The sequence below is a fragment of the Sphingopyxis sp. USTB-05 genome, assembly GCF_023822045.1.
Lineage (GTDB): Bacteria > Pseudomonadota > Alphaproteobacteria > Sphingomonadales > Sphingomonadaceae > Sphingopyxis.
The window spans coordinates 3379637-3399369 of record NZ_CP084712.1 but is presented as its reverse complement, the minus strand read 5'-3'; the positions used below and the strand labels follow the sequence as shown (position 1 = coordinate 3399369).

The 19733-nt window shown below is 64.1% G+C and carries 21 protein-coding genes; 16 read left to right on the top strand and 5 right to left on the bottom strand.

Annotated elements, in window-relative coordinates; translation table 11 throughout:
- Nucleotides 1-5: 5 nt before the first annotated feature.
- The 7 genes from KEC45_RS15885 (at nucleotide 6) to pnp (ending at nucleotide 6423) form a co-directional block, all read left to right on the top strand.
- Nucleotides 6-1283, top strand: a complete 1278-nt coding sequence (locus tag KEC45_RS15885; RefSeq protein ID WP_062176732.1) for a M20/M25/M40 family metallo-hydrolase — start codon at nucleotides 6-8, stop codon at nucleotides 1281-1283.
- Nucleotides 1283-1828, top strand: a complete 546-nt coding sequence (locus tag KEC45_RS15880; RefSeq protein WP_062176736.1) for a GNAT family N-acetyltransferase — start codon at nucleotides 1283-1285, stop codon at nucleotides 1826-1828. Before KEC45_RS15885 ends, KEC45_RS15880 begins: the two co-directional genes overlap by 1 nt.
- Nucleotides 1825-2160, top strand: a complete 336-nt coding sequence (locus KEC45_RS15875) for a hypothetical protein (protein WP_062176739.1) — start codon at nucleotides 1825-1827, stop codon at nucleotides 2158-2160. Before KEC45_RS15880 ends, KEC45_RS15875 begins: the two co-directional genes overlap by 4 nt.
- Before the next feature lie 115 nt (nucleotides 2161-2275).
- A complete protein-coding gene (locus KEC45_RS15870) occupies nucleotides 2276-2686 on the top strand; it encodes a DUF6491 family protein (RefSeq protein WP_238586532.1) in 411 nt (136 codons plus the stop codon).
- 31 nt (nucleotides 2687-2717) lie between these two features.
- Nucleotides 2718-3620: a tRNA pseudouridine(55) synthase TruB gene (truB, locus tag KEC45_RS15865; RefSeq protein WP_062176743.1), complete on the top strand. Its 903-nt coding sequence runs from the start codon at nucleotides 2718-2720 to the stop codon at nucleotides 3618-3620.
- Between the two features lie 28 nt (nucleotides 3621-3648).
- Nucleotides 3649-3918: a 30S ribosomal protein S15 gene (gene rpsO, locus KEC45_RS15860; RefSeq protein WP_252171145.1), complete on the top strand. Its 270-nt coding sequence runs from the start codon at nucleotides 3649-3651 to the stop codon at nucleotides 3916-3918.
- Between the two features lie 192 nt (nucleotides 3919-4110).
- The gene (gene pnp, locus KEC45_RS15855; protein ID WP_062176747.1) at nucleotides 4111-6423 is read left to right on the top strand and encodes a polyribonucleotide nucleotidyltransferase; all 2313 of its coding nucleotides are present in this window, start codon (nucleotides 4111-4113) and stop codon (nucleotides 6421-6423) included.
- 179 nt (nucleotides 6424-6602) lie between these two features.
- On the opposite strand, the gene KEC45_RS15850 is transcribed toward pnp, so the two are convergent.
- The 5 genes from KEC45_RS15850 to KEC45_RS15830 form a co-directional block, all read right to left on the bottom strand.
- On the bottom strand, nucleotides 6603-7067 hold the full coding sequence (locus KEC45_RS15850; RefSeq protein WP_062176750.1) for a nucleoside deaminase: 465 nt from the start codon (nucleotides 7065-7067) through the stop codon (nucleotides 6603-6605).
- Complete coding sequence (locus KEC45_RS15845; protein ID WP_193749078.1) at nucleotides 7051-7197, bottom strand: acyl-CoA thioester hydrolase/BAAT C-terminal domain-containing protein; 147 nt, start codon at nucleotides 7195-7197, stop codon at nucleotides 7051-7053. Before KEC45_RS15845 ends, KEC45_RS15850 begins: the two co-directional genes overlap by 17 nt.
- Nucleotides 7198-7387: 190 nt before the next feature.
- Nucleotides 7388-7921, bottom strand: a complete 534-nt coding sequence (locus tag KEC45_RS15840; protein ID WP_062176753.1) for an SRPBCC family protein — start codon at nucleotides 7919-7921, stop codon at nucleotides 7388-7390.
- Entirely contained in the window at nucleotides 7921-8301 is a 381-nt protein-coding gene (locus KEC45_RS15835) for a helix-turn-helix transcriptional regulator (protein WP_062176756.1), read from the bottom strand. Before KEC45_RS15835 ends, KEC45_RS15840 begins: the two co-directional genes overlap by 1 nt.
- A 48-nt stretch (nucleotides 8302-8349) precedes the next feature.
- Nucleotides 8350-9036 (bottom strand): hypothetical protein, encoded by a 687-nt coding sequence (locus KEC45_RS15830; protein WP_062176759.1) that lies wholly within the window; start codon nucleotides 9034-9036, stop codon nucleotides 8350-8352.
- A 111-nt stretch (nucleotides 9037-9147) separates the two neighbouring features.
- Here KEC45_RS15830 and KEC45_RS15825 point away from each other — a divergent pair, with 111 nt between their 5' ends.
- From KEC45_RS15825 to KEC45_RS15785, 9 genes are all read left to right on the top strand, one after another.
- Nucleotides 9148-9843: a peptidylprolyl isomerase gene (locus tag KEC45_RS15825; RefSeq protein WP_193749079.1), complete on the top strand. Its 696-nt coding sequence runs from the start codon at nucleotides 9148-9150 to the stop codon at nucleotides 9841-9843.
- A gap of 61 nt (nucleotides 9844-9904) precedes the next feature.
- A complete protein-coding gene (locus KEC45_RS15820) occupies nucleotides 9905-10714 on the top strand; it encodes an outer membrane protein assembly factor BamD (protein ID WP_062176765.1) in 810 nt (269 codons plus the stop codon).
- A 47-nt stretch (nucleotides 10715-10761) separates the two neighbouring features.
- The gene (gene recN / locus KEC45_RS15815) at nucleotides 10762-12447 is read left to right on the top strand and encodes a DNA repair protein RecN (protein WP_062176768.1); all 1686 of its coding nucleotides are present in this window, start codon (nucleotides 10762-10764) and stop codon (nucleotides 12445-12447) included.
- Nucleotides 12444-13130, top strand: coding sequence for a GNAT family N-acetyltransferase (locus KEC45_RS15810; RefSeq protein ID WP_062176771.1), 687 nt, complete (start codon nucleotides 12444-12446; stop codon nucleotides 13128-13130). The genes recN and KEC45_RS15810 overlap by 4 nt, the downstream gene beginning before the upstream one ends.
- A complete protein-coding gene (locus tag KEC45_RS15805; RefSeq protein WP_238586533.1) occupies nucleotides 13130-13525 on the top strand; it encodes a putative quinol monooxygenase in 396 nt (131 codons plus the stop codon). Before KEC45_RS15810 ends, KEC45_RS15805 begins: the two co-directional genes overlap by 1 nt.
- Nucleotides 13522-15696, top strand: a complete 2175-nt coding sequence (gene ligA / locus KEC45_RS15800; RefSeq protein WP_062176774.1) for an NAD-dependent DNA ligase LigA — start codon at nucleotides 13522-13524, stop codon at nucleotides 15694-15696. Before KEC45_RS15805 ends, ligA begins: the two co-directional genes overlap by 4 nt.
- 226 nt (nucleotides 15697-15922) lie before the next feature.
- Nucleotides 15923-17092: a sterol desaturase family protein gene (locus KEC45_RS15795; protein ID WP_062176777.1), complete on the top strand. Its 1170-nt coding sequence runs from the start codon at nucleotides 15923-15925 to the stop codon at nucleotides 17090-17092.
- Between the two features lie 164 nt (nucleotides 17093-17256).
- On the top strand, nucleotides 17257-17649 hold the full coding sequence (locus tag KEC45_RS15790) for a DUF2946 family protein (protein WP_152682260.1): 393 nt from the start codon (nucleotides 17257-17259) through the stop codon (nucleotides 17647-17649).
- Between the two features lie 69 nt (nucleotides 17650-17718).
- Nucleotides 17719-19728 (top strand): TonB-dependent receptor, encoded by a 2010-nt coding sequence (locus tag KEC45_RS15785; protein ID WP_062176783.1) that lies wholly within the window; start codon nucleotides 17719-17721, stop codon nucleotides 19726-19728.
- Nucleotides 19729-19733 lie beyond the last annotated feature (5 nt).

The window sequence follows — 19733 nt, the reverse complement described above, 5'->3', positions numbered from 1 at the left end:
ATATCATGCGTAACATCGTGTCGCTGAGCCTCGCCGCTGCGCTGCTCACCGTCTCCTCCGCACAGGCGGCGCCGGCGTCGAAGCCCGAGGCGGTGCTCAAGACCAAAGCCTATAAGGCGGCCCTCAATATCCTCGATCGGAATCATGACCGGATGGTCGAAGAGATTGTGAAGCTGACCGAGATTCCTGCGCCCCCCTTTAAAGAGGCCGCGCGGGCCGCCGCCTATCGCGACATGTTGACGGATGCGGGACTTGAGGACGTCGAAATCGACGAAGAGGGCAATGCGATGGGCGTCTATCGCGGAACCGGGCCCGTCGGCGGTCCGGCGGTGATGATCGCCGCGCATCTCGACACCGTCTTTCCCGAGGGCACGCCGGTCAAGGTTCGCCGCGAGGGCACGCGCCTCCATGCCCCCGGCATCGGTGACGATACGCGCAGCCTTGCCGTCCTGCTCGCTTATGCGCGCGCGATGAAGGAAAGCGGCATCCGCGTGAAGCAGGATATCATCTTTGTCGGCAATGTCGGCGAGGAAGGGCCCGGCGACCTGCGCGGCGTCCGCTACCTCCTCACCAAGGGCAAATATAAGGACCGGGTAAAGGCCTTTTTTTCGATGGACGGGATCGATGTGTCGAACATCGTGACCGGCGGTGTCGGGTCGAAACGCTATCGCATCACCTACAAGGGGCCGGGCGGGCACAGCTATAGCGCATTCGGGTTGGTCAATCCGATGGCGGCGATGAGCCAGACCGTCGTCGATTTCTACAAGATCCCGGTTCCTGCGCGGCCCAAGACCACTTATGCCGCCAGCGTTACCGACGGCGGCACATCGGTCAATTCGATCCCGAACGAAACCTTCATGGAATTCGATATGCGTTCGGAAAGCCCGGCGGAACTCGCCAAGCTGGAACAGGCGTTTCTGGCCGTCGTCAAAAAGAGCGTCGAAGGCGAAAATGCCGTGCGTTCGGTCAGGGAAGGGCCGATCACCGCCGATATCAAATTGATCGGCGACCGTCCGGCGGGCGAGACCGCGGCAACGCAGCCCATTGTCCGCACCGCCAATGCGATCATTCGGGCGAGCGGGTTCGATCCGAAGCCCACCTACTCGTCGACCGATTCCAACTTGCCGATGAGCCTCGGCATCCCCGCCATGACGATCGGGTCGGGCGGTGAGGGTGGGCGTGCACATGCGCTCGACGAATGGATCGACGTCGAAAAGACAAAAAGTGTGCGGGGCGCCGCCGTCGGTCTTGCTATACTGCTTGCGACTGCGGAGATTCAGTGATGCTCGATCGGCTATATGTTGAACTGAGCGACGGTGCGTTGCGGCTCATCAAGCTGACGGAAGAATATCGCGAGGCGCTGCGTGCCGTTTGCGCCGCCGACGCCGACATCTGGCCGATCTATTCGTCGAGCTTTGGTCCCGAGCATTTCGACAAGAGCTTCGGCGTGCTGATCGGCGGCGTCGGACGCATGCCCTATGCGATCATGGATGGTGACACGCTCGTCGGCATGACCGCCTGGCTCCGCCCCGATATGTCGGCGCAGACGGTCGAGGTCGGCAATAGCTTCATTCACCCCGCAGCGCGCGGCACCGGGTTCAACGGCCGGGTCAAGCGCCTGATGCTCGATCATGCCTTTGCGGTCGGCATCCGCCGCATCGAATTCCGTATCGACGAGCGTAACAAGAGGTCGCAGGCTGCGGTCGCCAAGCTTGGCTGTACCAAGGAAGGCGTGCTGCGGTCGGAACGTGTTACCTGGACGGGCTATGTCCGCGACACCGGTCTCTGGTCGCTGCTCGCCAGCGAATGGACGCCGGGAAAGATGTGAGTAGCCTTCAGATCCTCCTCAACATTGCGGTCACTGCGGCGAACGGCCTTGCCATCTTTGCGATCGGGTGGTTCATCGACCGCCGACGCGCGACGTTCGGCGGACCGGATGACGGGATCATTCAAGCGACGATCGCCGCCTCGATCTTGGCAACAACTCTGTGGTTTTTCGGACTGCTCGTCTTTGGCGACGGGGTCAATCTATACGGCACGGCAATGATGGGCGGTAGCGGCACGGCGATCGCGATGCTGGCGGCGATCATCCTGTATCGCCGGCGGCGCGCGCGACCTGCCGAGCTTCAGGCGGCCGCGCTGCGCGATATCTTCTCCTGACAATCCAAAAAGCTTGCGAAAAGCGGATCGAGACCATGCTTCGGGTCAGTGCCGGTTCAGATTGCCCATGCTAGCACCCGTATCGGGTAGGGTAAAACCCACCGAAAGACACAATATGAAACCGAATCTCGCACTCTCCCTGGCCGCCGTGCTGCTCCCCCTTTCTGCGGTTGCGGCGGCCAACGAGCCCGCGAAAGAGCCCCGCGCGCTCGGCGTCGAATCGAGCATCGTCTTTCCCAGCGACAGCTCGATCCGCAACTGGCAGGCGGACCGCGATCGCGGCATCTGGATCCAGGGCCGCGGCAACGACTGGTATTATGGCAGCTTCGCCGGTTTCTGCCGCGATCTCGATTTCGCGCAGGCAATCGGCTTTGAAACGCGCGGCGCCGGCCGGCTCGACAAATTTTCGTCGATCATCGTGCGCGGCGAGCGCTGCCAGCTCTCCTCCTTCGTGACCTCGGCGCCGCCGCCTTCGAAGGAAGAGCGCAAGGCCGCGCGCGAAGCCGAAAAGGCCGCGCAAAATTGACAGGCTTTGACCCGCGCCCTAGCGGCGCGGGATGAACGGCTGGATCATTCTCGACAAACCCGTGGGCCTGGGTTCGACACAGGCGGTTGGCGCGGTGAAGCGCGTGTGCCGCGAGGCCGGGCTCGGCAAGGTCAAGGTCGGCCATGGCGGGACGCTCGATCCGCTCGCGTCGGGGGTGCTGCCGATCGCGCTCGGCGAGGCGACCAAGCTTTGCGGGCGGATGCTCGACGCGAGCAAGATTTACGACTTCACCATCGCCTTTGGGACCGAAACGGCAGGCCTGGATGCCGAGGGCGAGGTCGTTGCGACCAGCGATGCACGCCCTACGCTGGCCGAAATCGAGGCGGTGCTGCCACGCTTCACCGGTCCCATCGAGCAGGTGCCGCCTGCCTATTCGGCGATCAAGATCGATGGCCAGCGCGCCTATGACCGCGCGCGCAAGGGCGAAGCGGTCGAAATGAAGGCGCGGGCGGTGACGATCCACTCTCTTCGTCACTCCCAGGGTGACGAGAATGGGGGTGGGCGCTTTGACTCCATCACCCTTACCGCTCACGTCTCGAAGGGCACCTATATCCGCAGCCTGGCGCGCGATATCGCTCATGCGGTCGGCAGCGTCGGGCATGTCACGATGCTCCGCCGCACCAGGGCGGGGCCGTTCACGCTGGAACAGGCGATTTCGCTGGACAAATTGAACGCATTCGGCCAAGGGGCCGCGCAATCAGAAATATTTCTGCCGCTGGAGGCAGGGCTGGTCGACATCCCGGCTCTGAACCTTTCCCCGGAAGCGGCAGGGGCGATCCGTCAGGGTCGCGTCTGGACCGGGGGTAGCACGGAAGACGGGCTCTATTGGGGAAGGGACAGCGATATGCGTCCTGTCGCCCTGATCGAGGTTTTGGCGGGAACGCTGAAAGTCGTCCGGGGCTTCAATCTTTAAGCAAGGATGTTCGAAGGATAGATTGAATATGTCGATTACCGCCGAGCGCAAAGCCGAAGTCATCAAGGACAATGCCCGTGACCAGGGCGACACCGGTTCGCCGGAAGTCCAGGTTGCGATCCTCACCGACCGCATCAACACGCTGACCGACCACTTCAAGGCGCACCACAAGGACAATCACAGCCGTCGCGGCCTCCTCATGATGGTCAACAAGCGTCGCAGCTTGCTCGACTATCTGAAGAAGAAGGACGAGGGTCGCTATCAGGCTCTCATCGCGAAGCTGGGTCTTCGTAAATAAGAATTTCTGGCGGCCCCGGATTTCCGGGGCCGCTGTCATATTGGCTCCGCGCAAAGTGCCGGACCACAGGGCCGCTCCCGCATCCGGCGGGACCGCCATCGGGGCAGACAGACGCCCTACACCGCCCCGGGCCGGATTGCCCGGAATCAGAGGCCCCGCCCGGCATAGGGCCCGGCGGGCGAAGGAAACCACATGTTTGACGTGAAAAAAGTATCGATCGAGTGGGGCGGTGAAACGCTGACTCTCGAAACGGGCAAGGTTGCCCGCCAGGCCGACGGCGCCGTGATGGCGACGCTGGGCGAAACGGTCGTCCTGTGCGCCGTGACCGCCGCGAAGTCGGTGAAGGACGGGCAGGACTTCTTCCCGCTCACCGTCCACTATCAGGAAAAATATTCGGCCGCCGGCCGCATCCCGGGCGGCTTCTTCAAGCGCGAACGCGGCGCGACCGAAAAGGAAACGCTTGTCAGCCGCCTGATCGACCGTCCGATCCGCCCGCTGTTCCCCGAAGGTTTCTACAACGAAATCAACGCCATCGCTCAGGTTCTGAGCTATGACGGCCACAACGAGCCCGACATCCTCGCGATGGTCGCCGCTTCGGCCGCGCTCACCATCTCGGGCGTGCCCTTCATGGGCCCGATCGGCGCCGCGCGCGTCGGTTATGTCGACGGCGAATATATCCTGAACCCGACCGACGCACAGGTTGCCGAGGGCGACCTCGATCTCGTCGTCGCCGCCACCTATGACGCCGTTATGATGGTTGAATCCGAAGCCAATGAGCTGTCGGAAGAAATCATGCTCGGCGCCGTCCTGTTCGCGCACGACGCGTGCAAGGAAATCGTCAAGGCGATCGTCAAGCTCGCCGAACAGGCTGCCAAGGATCCGTGGGAAGTCGCCGCAGGCGACGACAATGCTGCGATCAAGGACAAGCTGAAGAAGCTGATCGGCAAGGACATTGCCGCCGCCTACAAGCTGACCGACAAGTCGGCCCGCTCGAACGCGCTCAACGAAGCGCGTGCGAAGGCGAAGGAATCGTTCGTCGCCGACGGCCTGTCGCCGCAGGACGTTATGGCCGGCATCAAGCTGACCAAGAAGCTCGAAGCCGAAATCGTTCGCGGCGCCATCCTCAAGGACGGCAAGCGCATCGACGGCCGCACGACGACGCAGATCCGTCCGATCGTTGCCGAAACGCACTTCCTGCCGCGCGCGCACGGCTCGGCGCTGTTCACGCGTGGCGAGACCCAGACGATTGCGACCGCGACGCTGGGCACCAAGGATGCGGAGCAGATGATCGACGGCCTCAACGGCCTGTCGTACCAGAACTTCATGCTGCATTATAACTTCCCGCCCTATTCGGTCGGTGAAGTCGGCCGCTTCGGCGCGCCGGGCCGCCGCGAAGTCGGTCATGGCAAGCTGGCATGGCGCGCGCTGCACCCCGTGCTGCCGACGAAGGACGAATTCCCCTACACGATCCGCCTGACCAGCGACATCACCGAGTCGAACGGCTCGTCGTCGATGGCGTCGGTTTGCGGCGGTTCGCTCGCGATGATGGACGCCGGCGTGCCGATCAAGCGCCCCGTCTCGGGCATCGCGATGGGCCTGATCCTCGAAGGCAAGGACTATGCGATCCTGTCGGACATCCTGGGCGATGAAGACCATCTTGGCGACATGGACTTCAAGGTTGCGGGCACGTCCGAAGGCATCACCACGATGCAGATGGACATCAAGATCGCGGGCATCACGCGCGAGATCTTCGAGGCCGCGCTCAATCAGGCCAAGGAAGGTCGCGCGCACATCCTCGGTGAGATGAACAAGGCGCTCGGCGAAACCCGCAGCGAATTGTCGGCGCACGCGCCGCGCATCGAGACGATGCAGATCGACAAGTCGAAGATCCGCGACGTCATCGGTACCGGCGGCAAGGTGATCCGCGAGATCGTCGCGACCACCGGCGCCAAGGTCGACATCGACGACGAAGGTCTGATCAAGATCTCGTCGAGCGACCTCACGCAGATCGAAGCGGCGCGCAAGTGGATCAGCGGCATCGTCGAGGAAGCCGAAGTCGGCAAGATCTATGACGGCAAGGTCGTCAACCTGGTCGATTTCGGTGCGTTCGTGAATTTCATGGGCGGCAAGGACGGTCTCGTCCACGTCAGCGAAATCGCCAACGAGCGCGTCGAGAAGGTGGCCGACGTCCTGTCCGAAGGCCAGGAAGTCAAGGTCAAGGTCCTCGAGATCGACCAGCGCGGCAAGGTTCGCCTGTCGATGCGCGTCGTGAACCAGGAAACCGGCGAAGAACTCGAAGATACCCGCCCGCCGCGCGAACCGCGCGGTGATCGTGGCCCGCGTCGGGACGGCGGCGACCGTGGCGATCGCGGCCCGCGTGGCGGCGGTGGTCGTGACCGCGATCGTGGCCCGCGCCGCGACGGCGGTGGTGACCGCGGTCCGCGCCGCGAACGCAGCGAAGGCCCGGAAGATCAGGGTCACGTGCCCGACTTCCTGAAGGACTAAGTCTTCCGCTTATCGGAACAGAGGAGGGGCTGCCGAAAGGCGGCCCCTTTTTGACGGCTATGGGGTGGGGAGCGGACTTTCGGTCACCTACTTCCGTCGTCCCGCGCTTGATCCGGGATGATGATAAAATGATGGCCGTTATCGGTCGCTAACCCCTCCGTAATATGCTGCGTCAGCGATCAACCCTGCCGCTGCCGCCAGTCGGCGTAGAGGTCGGGCTTGTTCTCGTTGCGGACCGGCAGGTGACGGATTTCCATCGACTGTTCGGCAAAGGGCCTGGCGAGATCATCATAGATCGCCGCTGTCGAGAGCCCGTAAGGCGCGCCATCCTCGTTCGAATAGGCATAGGTTACCGTAGCGATGCCCGCGAGACGCATTGCCGCCATGCACATCGGACAGGGGTGGCCGCTGGCGAAAACCTTGCAGCCGCTGAGGTCAGCTCCCAGCGATTGGCTCGCGAGCCGGATCGCGTTCAGTTCGGCATGCGAAGTCGGATCGCCGGTCGCCAATATCTCGTTCACACCGCGCGCGACGACCTGACCGTCGCGGACGATCACCGCGCCGAACGGGCGGCCGCCTTTTTCGGCATTGGCATAGGCGAGCGCGATCGCCTCGCGCAGAAAGATTTCATTGTCGTCCGTCATCCGGCATTCGTTTCGGTTCGAGTTCGGCGTTCAGGAATGCCACAATTTTCGGCCAGCTGTCGATACGCGCAGCGGCGTTCTCCTCCGCCGCTCCCCCGAACTGCTCCATTCCCCTGACCTGCTCGGTCATCGGGCAACTCGGCCAGAGCTTTTCCGCCTCGCCGCAGACGAGCAGAAGCTTCTCGACCGAGGTGACCGCAACGGGATTCTTGTCGAGTTCGCTTCGAGCTACCTTCGAACAGCGTCTTCAGGCAGCGGGCTTTTCCACAAAAAGGAAGGGGCCGCTCGTGCAGCCCCTTCCTCTTCCGATAGCGGCGGGATCAGCCGAACAAGCGCTCGGCGTAAACACCACGCAACTGCGAGAAATTGTCCCAGTGCGGCGTCGCTGCCATTCCGCGCATCTTTGCTTCGAGCACATCGATGTGGCTGTGCCAGCCCGCGCTGACGTTGAGCAGAACCGAGGGATCCTCGACGCGTTTGTGGACGATCGTCAGCAAAACCTCGTTGCCCTTTTCTTCGAGCGTGAAAGTCACGCCGCCAGTGTTGCCCCAACTGATCGACAGGAGGCGTCGTGGGTCGATCGCGAGGACTTCGCACGTCATCCGGTGTTCGTCGCCAAAGCCCTCGGGACGTTCGCCTGGCGGGTCGGTCAACTCGTCGTTACGCCAGACCAACTCGACAGGCGCGCCGACCATGTGCTCCATCGCACCCGCGGCGAGCCATTGGCGGCGCAGGTCGCCATCGGTCAGGTACGACCAGACGCGCTCGACCGGGCCAGGAAGCAGGCGTTCGATGGTCAGCGTCGCGGGCTCGGTGAGCACGCCGTAATTGTCGTCGGTCAGCATCGTCGTCATCACTTTTCTCCTTCTTTCCCGGGGAGGGGTTTCTTGGGCGGAGGGGGCGAGGCGTCCTCCGCGCGCAAAAGTCGTTCGAGGGTGTCGATCCGGTCGGTCCAGAAGCGGCGGTAAACGCCGATCCACTGATCGGCGCTCATAAGCGGTACGGGGTCGAGACTGCAGACATGGGTGCGGCCGCGCACGTTGCGGCGGACCATCCCCGCATTTTCCAGCACCTTGATATGTTTCGATGCCGCGGCGAGCGACATGGCGAAGGGCTCCGCGAGTTCACCCACCGTCCGTTCACCGGCGGCGAGTTCGCCCAACATCGCGCGGCGCGTTGCATCGCCGAGGGCGTGGAAGATCGTGTCGAGAGCGTGCGAATCATATTCAACCATGTGGTTGAATATGAGCCATCCGATTTTATTGTCAACCGATTGGTTGAATTATTGCGCGTTGACCCCGGCGATGCGGTTTCCGGCGTCCTCGCGATAGAGCGACCAGTCGGCGGGACATTTGTTCACCGCTTTCGGCAAGCCCTGCATGCCTTCGGTGATCCAGCAATCGTTGAAGATCGAGCAATAGCAGGCACGGACCTTGAGCTTCCACCGCTCCTTGTTGAAGGTCTGCCAGACTTTCTCGGACGCGGGGGTGCGTGGAAAGCTGACGAATTCGATTGTCTCGCCGGGCCGCACGGCGATTCCGGTCGAAGGCGAAGTGGAAAAGGTGAGGGCGCGCGCCTCGGCTTGCGTACAACATGCCCTGAGCAAATCGATCGGGGTTTTTACCGGCTTGCCTTCATAACGGATTTCGATCGGACCGAGGATCGCGGGACCGACGCCGTTGTTCGTCAGCGTCAGCGCAATATCCTGATTGCCTTCCTCGTCCCCGTTGCTCGTCCCGAAGGTGACAAAGGGCATCACGCCGCCCGTCTGCATCTTTTGCGTCGCATCGGCCTGGACGAAGGCGAACCAGGCGAGCGCGAGCGACGCGATCAGCGCGGGCAGGCCGATCAGGAAATGCGCGATCGTGATCAGGGGTAGATAGCGCAGCAGGCGTGTTCCGATTGCCGCGGCGTCCGGTGCGGGCACGGCAGGCGCCGGCGCGGCGTCACGGTTCGGCGTTTCGCTCATCACGTTCCTCTTTTGCTCGTTCGGTCGGTATGCCTAAACGGGCTTTCGGCATTTTCCAATCGCTCTGAAACCTCTCGCATCGATCGGCGCATTGCGTTTATGATCGATGTCATGCTGACCACGCTTATATCCGCGCTCGCGCTCGCCGCCCAATCCGCCCCCGTTCCGCCGCAGGCGACGCAATTGCCCCCGCCGGTCCCGACGGTGCCCGCGCCCGTTACGCCCGTAGTTGAGGCGGATACGCGGCCCTATGTCGCACTCGTCACCGATCTCGGCACGATCACCGTGCGGATCGAAAACAAGCGTGCGCCGATCACCGCCGGAAATTTCCTGCGCTATGTCGATGCAAAACGGATGGACGGGTTCAAATTCTATCGCTCGACCAAAAGCTGGGGACCCGCGAACCAACTGATCCAGGCCGGCAATCGCGGCGACGCGCGCAAGAATTTCCCGCCGATCGCGCATGAGCCGACGAAGGTCAGCGGGCTGACGAATTGCAAGGGCGCGCTATCGATGGCGCGGCTCAACCCCGGCGATGCGACGAGCGACTTCTTCCTGCTGCTATCCGACATCAAGGGTTTCGACAGCGACGCACCCGGCGGCGACGGCGCGGGCTTTGCCGTGTTCGGCGAAATCATCTCGGGCGCCGACATTGCTGAGCAGATTTTCAACGCCCCGATCTCCCCGACGGCGGGCGAAGGTGTGATGGTCGGCCAGATGCTCGACCCGCAAGTGACAATCAAAACCGCGCGCCGCGTGCCTGCACCCGCTGGCGCGCCGCAAGGCTGCGTCGTCAAGGCGCCGTAAAGCTGCGCCGGACCCCCATCATTTATTTTGCGTTCATCTGCGCTGTGGCTATACCGCGCGCATGACTCATCCTTCTTCCTCGCGCGCGCGCGCTTTCCGTGTGTCGCCGCGCCTGCTCGCCGCAGCACTTGCGATTACCCCCATGCTGGCGGCCTGTGCCGGGGGCGGCAATGTGAAGAAAGACACGCGTTACGTCGCGCGTGACGTCAACACGCTGTACCGCGCGGCACAGGACCGGCTCGAACGCCGCCAGTACGGACTGGCTGCAGCGCTGTTCGACGAGGTCGAGCGTCAGCATCCCTATTCACCCTGGGCGCGCCGCGCGCAGCTGATGAGCTCGTTCAGCTATTATATGGACCGCGAATATACCCCGGCGATCGAGGCGGCGCAGCGCTTCCTCGCGATCCACCCGGGCAACAAGGACGCGCCCTACGCTTATTATCTGATCGGCCTCAGCTATTATGAGCAGATCAGCGACGTGACCCGCGACCAGAAAATCACCCAGCAGGCGCAGAACGCGCTTGGCGAAGTGATCCGCCGCTACCCCGACAGCCGCTATGCATCCGACGCGCGCCTTAAGGTGGACTTGGTGCAGGATCACCTCGCGGGCAAGGAAATGGAAATCGGCCGTTTCTACCAGCGCAGCTCGAACTGGCTCGCGGCGTCGATCCGTTTTCGCGAGGTCGTCGACAAATATCAGACGACCAGCCACGCGCCCGAGGCGCTCTATCGCTTGACCGAATCCTATCTCGCGCTCGGCATCCCTGCCGAGGCGAAGAAATCGGCTGCGGTGCTCGGCGCCAACTATCCGGGCAATGAATGGTATCAGCGCGCTTACAAGCTGATGCAGAAGAACGCGCCGAGCGCCTGATCGCGCCGGGAATAGATTCTGCCTTTGTTCTGCGGTAAGGACGCCCTGTGCTGACCGCTTTGTCCATCGCCAATATCGTTCTGATCGAACGGCTCGACCTCGATTTCGAGGCCGGGCTGGGCGTGCTGACTGGCGAGACCGGGGCGGGCAAGTCGATCCTGCTCGACGCGCTCGGCCTCGCGCTGGGCGCGCGCGCTGATAGCGCGCTCGTGCGTCAGGGTACCGACAAGGCGCAGGTCACGGCCAGTTTTGCCGCGCCCGCATCGGGAACGAAGCTCGCTTCGCTGCTCTCCGAGAATGAGATCGCGTTGGAGGCTGGGGAGCCGCTGCTGATCCGCCGCACGCTGAAGGCGGACGGCGGCAGCCGAGCGTTCCTGAACGATCAGCCTTGTTCGGCAGCGCTGCTGCGCGAAGTCGGCGGCCATCTCGTCGAAATTCACGGTCAGCACGACGACCGGGGCCTGCTCGCCCCCGCAGGGCACCGCGCGCTGCTCGATGCCTATGCACGCGCCGATACCCGCGGCGTTGCAGCGGCCCATGCAACATGGCGCGCCGCCGAGGACCACCTCGCCGCCGCGCGCGCGGCTATTTCCGAAGCCGAACGCGACCGCGAGTGGCTCGAACATTGCGTCGCCGAATTGCAGGCGCTCGCGCCGCAAGCTGGCGAGGATGCCGAACTCTCCGAAGCACGCGCTGCGATGCAAAAGGGCGAGAAGGTCGCAGGCGACCTCGGCGCGATCATGGAGGCGTTCGAGGGTAGCGACAGCGGTCCCGCGCAGCTTCGCGGCGCGGCGCGGCGGCTCGACCGGCTTGCGGGCGATCATCCCTTGCTCGCCGAAGCACTCGCCGGTCTTGATCGCGCTATCATCGAGGCCGACGAAGCGGAGGCCAAGCTCCACGAAGCCGCGCGCGCCATGGAATATGATCCCGAACGGTTAGAGGCGACGGAAACACGGCTGTTCGAACTCCGCGCGATGGCGCGCAAGCATAATGTCCAGCCCGACGCCCTTGCCGAACTCGCCGGCACGCTCGCGGCAAGGCTCGATGCGATCGAAGGCGGCAGCGCGGGGCTCGCCAAACTGGAAGCCGCGGTCGCCGAAAGCGCGGCTGCCTACACACACGCGGCGACGGCTCTGTCCGACCAGCGCGCTAAGGCAGCAACCCGGCTCGACGCCGCGGTCGCGGGCGAACTTGTGCCCCTCAAGCTTGATGCGGCGCGTTTCCAGACTCTTGTCGAACGCGTTCCCGCCGATCGTTGGGGCGCCGACGGCATGGACCGCGTCGAATTTCTCATCTCTACCAACCCCGGCGCGCCCTTCGCGCCGCTCGCCAAGATCGCCTCGGGCGGTGAACTTTCGCGCTTCATCCTCGCGCTGAAAGTCGCGCTCGCCGAAGAGGGCGGGGCCGACACGATCATCTTTGACGAAATCGATCGCGGCGTCGGCGGCGCAGTCGCCAGCGCGATCGGCGAACGGCTGGCAAGGTTGGCCAAGGGAGCGGGAGACGGAGCGGGCAAGCAGCTTCTTGCCGTAACGCACAGCCCACAGGTGGCGGCCAAGGGCGCCGCGCATTTCATCATCGCCAAGTCGAGCGAAGGCGTGGTTACGCGCACCAGCGTGCACCAACTCGACGAAGCGGGCCGCCGCGAGGAAATCGCCCGCATGCTCTCAGGCGCCGAGGTGACCGTGGAGGCACGAGCGCAGGCCGAGAGGCTGTTGGAGACGGCGGTATGACCGCGTCGCACCCGCTCGACCGTCCGGTATGGAGCATGCTTACCGGCCGGCAGGCGCATCTTGCGGAGGGCGATGCACGCGCGGTGCGGATCGATCGCGGCTATGGCGTTTTCGGAGCGGCCCCCGATACCGGCGCCAAAGCTCTCGCCGCGCTTGCTGCACTCGTCCCGGATGACGGAGAAATCTGGATCGTCGAGGGAGAGCCTTGGCCGGTACCGGCCGGCACGCGCGAAGTGAAGCGTGCGGTGCTCGCGCAGATGATCGCCGAGGGCCCGCCGCCCGTGGCGCGCGATGGTGAGCCCGAAATCGTTGCGCTGGGCGATGACGACGCCCCCGAAATGGCGGCGCTCGCCGAGCATGCAAAGCCTGGACCATGGGGTCCCAAGACGCATCTTTATGGTCCCTTCTTTGGAATCCGCGAGAACGGCCGCCTGCTCGCGATGGCGGGGCAGCGCATCCTGGTTCCCGGAATGGCGGAAGTCAGCGGCGTTGCGACATGGGAGGATTGCCGTGGCCGGGGGCTGGCGCGCGCGCTGATCGGTCACGTCATGCGCAAGATGGTCGCCCGCGGCGAACAGCCTTTCCTGCACAGCTATGCGGACAATGCGGGCGCGATCGCGCTCTATGAAACGCTCGGTTTCCGGATCCGGCGCGAAGTGCATGTGCTGGCTATTGCGAAATGATGGACCGGCGCGAACATCTCGCCGCAATGCTGGCGATGGCGGCTGCCTTGTTCCCCGCCACGAAACTCCGTGCTCTGGAGGCAAAGATGGAAGAAGCCGATCCGCAATATGGCCTGCTCGGCCAGATGATGGCGCAGCCCGGCAAGCGCGCCGAACTCGTCGCGATCCTCGCCGAAGGGACCGGCGAGATGCCTGGAAATACGGCCTATCTGATCGGCGAAGACAGCGCGAACGCCGACGCGATCTGGATCGTCGAGCTGTGGGATAGCAAGGAGGCGCACGCCGCCTCGCTGCAACTGCCCGCCGTGCAGGCGGCGATTAAAAAAGGTCGCCCGCTAATCGCAGGATTTGGTACTCGCGCCGAATTCAAGCCGGTGGCAAAGGCCGGTGCATGACCGAAATAGAATCCATGTCGCAGGCCGACGCCGCCAATGAGTTGATGCGGCTGGCGAAGCAAATCGCCTATCACAGCAAGCGCTATCATGCCGAGGATGCGCCCGAGATTTCGGACGCCGACTATGACGCGCTCGTCCGCCGCAATAACGAACTCGAAGCCGCCTTCCCGGCGCTGATCCGCGCCGACAGCCCGAACAATGCGGTCGGCGCCGCGGTCGAGGCGTCGCCGCTTGCCAAGGTCACGCATGCGCAGCGAATGATGAGTCTCGACAACGCCTTTTCGGGCGAGGATGTCGAGGAATTCGCCGCGCGCGTGCGCCGCTTCCTCAATCTTCCCGGCGGTGCGGTCGTCGCGATGACCGCCGAGGACAAGATCGACGGTCTTTCCTGCTCGCTGCGCTATGAAAAGGGCAAGCTCGTTCAGGCCGCAACGCGCGGCGACGGCAGCGTGGGCGAGGATGTCACCGCCAATGTCCGTCACATCGCCGACATTCCCGAGGAGCTGAAAGGCGCCGCGCCCGACGTCTTCGAAATCCGCGGCGAAGTCTATATGTCGAAAGCCGACTTTACCGCGCTCAACGACCGGCTGATGGACGAAGGCCGCGCGCTCGCGGCGCAGCGCGAGCAGGAATTCGATCCCGCCGCCGTCCGCCAGTTTGCCAATCCGCGCAACGCCGCAGCGGGATCGCTGCGCCAGAAGGATGCCAGCGTCACCGCGTCGCGCCCGCTGCGGTTCCTCGCGCATGGCTGGGGAGAGGTCAGCGCGCTTCCCGCCGACACCCAATATGAGGTGATGCAGCAGATCGCGCGTTGGGGCGCGCCAGTATCGCCGCTGCTGGTGCGTTACGAAAGCGTCGCAGATATCCTCGCGCATTATGCCGAGATCGAGCGACGCCGCGCCGACATGGATTATGACATCGACGGCGTTGTCTACAAGGTCGACAGCTTGGCGTGGCAGCAGCGCCTCGGTTTCGTCGCTAAGGCACCGCGCTGGGCGATCGCGCATAAATTCCCCGCCGAACGCGCGCAGACGACATTGGAAGCGATCGACATCCAGGTCGGGCGTACCGGCAAACTCACCCCCGTCGGACGGCTCGTCCCCGTAACCGTCGGTGGGGTCGTAGTGTCGAACGTTACGCTCCACAACCGCGACGAGATCGGCCGCCTCGGCGTGCGCCCCGGCGACCGCGTTGTCATTCAACGCGCGGGCGACGTGATCCCGCAGGTCGTCGAGAATCTCACCCGCGACGAGGATCGCGCTGCCTATGCGTTCCCCGACCATTGCCCCGTCTGCAACAGCGAGGCGGTCGCCGAAGAGGGCGAAGTCGATGTGCGCTGCACCGGCGGCCTGATCTGCAACGCGCAGAAATTCGAACGCCTGCGTCATTTCGTCAGCCGCGGCGCGCTCGATATCGAGGGACTGGGCGAAAAGAGCATTCAGGAATTTCTTGACCTCGGCTGGCTCGACAAGGGACCTGCCGACATCTTCCGCCTGAAGGCGCACCGCGCCGACCTCCTGACGCGCGAGGGGTGGAAGGAAAAGTCGGTCGACAATCTGTTCGCCGCGATCGAGGCGAAGCGGCAGCCCGACGCGGCGCGGCTGCTCTTTGGTCTGGGCATTCGCCATGTCGGCGCGGTGACCGCGCGCGACCTGCTCAAAGGCCTCGGCGACATTGCGCGGCTTCCCGAAAAGGCAGCCGAACTGCACGCCTATATCGAGGCGAACCCGCAAGCTGACGGTGAGTCCGACGGCAAATATATGACGCGCAAGGTCGAGGCGTTCAAATCGATCCTCGAAGTGCGCGCCGACGGCATCGGCCCCGCGGTGGCCGAGGCGCTCGCCGATTTCTTCCACGAACCGCACAATCGCGACCTCTGGAACGATCTCCTCTCCGAAGTGTCGCCGCCGCTTTATGTCGTCGAGACGCGCGAGAGCGAAGTTTCGGGAATGACGGTGGTGTTCACCGGCAAGCTCGAGACGATGAGCCGCGACGAGGCCAAGGCGCAAGCCGAGGCGCTTGGCGCCAAGGCGGCGGGCAGCGTGAGCGCGAAGACCGATCTGGTCGTCGCGGGACCGGGGGCAGGCTCGAAGCTCAAACAGGCAAGCGCGCTCGGCATCCGCGTGATCGACGAGGCCCAATGGGCTGAGATTGTTGCGGCGGCGGGTTGATCTATCCGACGACCCTCGTCATCCCGGACTTGATCGGTGACACGATCCTCATCCTGTTCCCCGGCGAAAGCCGGGGCCCATGCGGCGTGGCCTGTGCCCTCTGGGCCCCGGCTTTCGCCGGGGAACACATATTCGCTCGACCGGCATGACGAACTTTGGCTTAGCGTGATAGTAAGCGGTGCGCGCCATCACAGACGGGGCGGCGAAAATGCTGTGAGGGGGCCACATGGCAAAGCGTGATTATCTGAACAGCCTGATGCGCGATCTCGAATCGCACACCGAGGTAAGACGTTTCGGCAGCGGTTGGCTGTCGGGATTTTTCGGGCTGCTGTTTGCAATCGCGGGCTTCGGCATGGTGATCGCATTGCGGTTCCCCGACTGGTTCGCGACGCCCGAGCTTGAAATCATCAAACACTGGGGCGGCTTTCGCGGTGTGGTCCACGCAACGCTCCTGATCAGCTATGGCCTGTCTTTGCTTAGCCTGTTGCTGCGGCCCCGAAAGGTGCTCGGCCTAACTGCGCTCATGATCGGGCTCGCCGCGATTCTCGTCGGCGGCGCGAACGTCCAGCCGCAGGAAACGCGCGACTGGGGGATTTTCTTCGGACTCGACTTCTTCGTCGTGAACCTGCTCGTCACCGGCTTCATGTTCGCGCCGCTGGAACGCGCGTTCCCGCATCGCCGGACGCAGCGGCTGTTCCGCACCGAATGGCGCGAGGATCTCTTCTATTATCTCGTGAGCACGATGTTCGTGCAGGTGCTTGGCTTCCTCGCGCTCGCGCCGTCGACGATCATCAACGAGAATACGTCGAATTGGGAGGCGTTCCGCGCCGGGGTCGCTTCGCTGCCGTGGATTGTGCAGTTCCTCATCGTGCTCGTCGCGTCAGACATGGCGCAATATTGGTTCCACCGCACCTTCCACCGCTACCCCTTCCTCTGGGGCTTCCATGCGGTCCACCACAGCGCGAAATCGATGGACTGGCTTGCGGGATCGCGGATGCATTTCGTCGAGATCATCCTGCTCCGCTCGATTACCTCGCTGCCGCTGTTCACGCTCGGCTTCGCGCCGTCGGTGATGCAGGCCTATATCGGTTTCGTCTATGTCTGGTCGTCGCTGCTCCACGCCAATGTCGGCGGCAATTTCAACCGCCTCGGTCACTGGATCGCAACGCCGCGGTTCCACCATTGGCACCATGGGCTGGAGCGCGAGGCGTTCGACGTCAACTTCGCGATCCACTTCCCCTGGATCGACAAGATGTTCGGCACTTTCCACCTGCCCAAGGACCGCTGGCCCGAAAATTACGGCATCCCCGAGGATGTTCCGCGCAGTTACTGGGGCCAGTTTCTCTATCCCTGGACGCGTACCGGGAAGAAAACCGACGAGACGCCTGCGGAGTGATGGCCAGTCATGGCCCCAAACTCTTTTCGTCACCCCGGACTTGATCCGGGGTCCCGCTCTGCGACGGAAAGAAGCGGGACCCCGGGTCGAGCCCGGGGTGACGATGATTGGTGGGACGCTTTGTCCGCTTGCCACTCGCACGGCCGCGCCATAAGGCGCGCAGCGTGAGCCTGCTCGCCGCCTTTCGCCGTCCCGGCATCCTGCTGCTTCTGCCGCTGCTGCTCGCGCTCGCCGCGCGGGTGATTGTCGCGCCGGGCTGGATGATCGAAAGCGATGCGGGTGGCTCGATCACCGTGCGTATCTGTTCGGACCCCGCCAACCCCGGCGGCACGATGACGATTCCGCTCGAAAAGGCTGGCAGCCACGATGCGGGCGAGCCGCAGCAGCATTGCCCATGGGGCGCGCTCGCCAATGCGCCGATCGTGCCCGACACGCCGGTGCTCGCCGCCGCGCCGATCGCCCCCGAACCTGTGCCGGTCGCGGTGCGCTCGCTCGGCTTTGCGCCGGGCATCGCCTCGCCGCTGCCGCCGAGTACCGGACCGCCCGCCTTCGCCTGATCCAGACCGATCGGCTGCCCGCGCTTTCGCGCGGCGCGGCCCGTGACTGCATTCAGCGAAGGAATATACATGAAAACCCGTATCCATGGGGCGGCGCCGTTGCTGGCGCTTGCAACCTGTCTTGTCGCCGCTCCGGCCCACGCCGAAGAGACCGACGCCACCATCATCGTCACCGCGCCGACCGCCACCGACGCAGCTGAAGTACGCGCGGCCGCAACTCCCGGCGGCACCGATGTCGTCTCCTACAAGGATTATGCCGACAAATCGGTCGTCTCGCTCCGCGACACGCTCGCTTTCTCGCCGGGCATCTATCTTCAGCCGCGCTATGGTCAGGAAGTCCGCATTTCGATCCGCGGCTCGGGGCTGTCGCGCGGCTTTCATATGCGCGGGCTGACGTTGCTGCAGGACGGCGTGCCGATCAATCTCGCCGACGACAATGGCGATTTCCAGGAACTCGAACCGATCTTCTTCGATCATCTTCAGGTCTATCGCGGCGCAAATGCGCTGCGCTTCGGATCGGGGACGCTCGGCGGCGCGATCAACGGCGTGACGCCGACGGGGCGTACGGCGGGGGGCGTCTATCTGCGCGGCGATGTGGGCAGCTTCGACAGCGTGCGCGGTCTTGTCTCGGCGGGCGTCGCAACCGACCGCGTCGACGCATGGGGTGCGATCAGCGCCGATAGGTCGGACGGCGATCGCGATCATGCCCAGCGGCGCAGCCTGCGCTTTCAGGGCAATGTCGGGATGAAGCTGAGCGATGTCGTCAGCACGCGCTTTTATGCCAGCATCAACCACATCAAGCAGCAACTCCCCGGCGCACTGACGATGGGCGAGGCGCTCACGACGCCGCGCAAGGCCAATGCGGGCGCCGTTGCCGGCGACCAGGGGCGCGATATCGATTCGCTGCGCCTCCAGAACCGCACGACCTTCGACTGGGGCGTGCTCACGCTCGACGTTGGCGGCTTCGTCAACGCCAAGTCGCTGCACCACCCGATCTTCCAGCTTATCGACCAGAAATCGGTAGATATCGGCAGCTTCTTCCGTGCCGATTACGCCAGCGGCCCGGTCGAACTGACATTCGGCGGTGAGATTCGCCGTGGCAGCACCGATGCGCGCCAGTTCGTCAACTCGGGCGGCCGGCGCGGCGCGCTCACCTTCGACGCCGACCAGAAGGCGCAGACCGCGACGCTCTATGGCGAAGTGCGCGTGCGGCCCGTCGCCGCGCTGTCGTTGATTGCCGGAGGCGTCTACGCCGATGGCTGGCGCAAGCGGCAGGTGAATTTCTCTACTACCCCCGCGACCGACGGCCGCATCGACTTCGATGCCTTCTCGCCCAAATTCGGGCTGTTGTTCGAACCGTCGGCGGACATTCAGATATTCGCCAATTACAGCCGCTCGGCCGAATTCCCGGGCTTTGGCGAAGTGTTCCAGACGATCGGAACCCCGCCGACCAGCAGCGTCGTGTCGGATATCCGTCCGCAGCGCGCGTGGACTGCGGAAATCGGCACGCGCGGCAAGCTCGGCTTCGCCAGCTGGGACCTCGCGCTCTACCGCTCGACGCTCAAGGGCGAACTACTCCAGTTCACGGTCAATCCGAATATTCCCGCTGCGACCTTCAACGCCGACCGCACGCTGCATCAGGGTGTCGAGGCCGGGCTCGACCTCGCGCCGACCAACTGGCTGCGCTTGCGGCAAGTCTATACCTACAGCGACTTCCGCTTCCGCGATGACGCGCAGTTCGGCGACAACCGCCTGCCGGTCGTCCCGAAACACGCGTATCGCGCCGAGCTGCGGCTCGGCAGCGATGCGCTGCATATCGCGCCGAACCTCGAATGGGTGCCCGATGGTCCATTTGCCGATTATCGCAATCAGGTTCGAACCCCCGGCTATGCGCTGATCGGCGTCACCGGCGGCGCAACGATCGCGCAGGGCATCGACGCCTTCGTCGACGTCCGCAATATCACCGGCAAGAAAGCGATCGGCGACATCAGCGCGGCGATCAACGTTACGCCTGCGTCGGCGATCTATTATCCGGTCGAGCGCCGCGCGGTGTCCGCGGGCGTCCGGGCGCGGTTCTAAAGGGG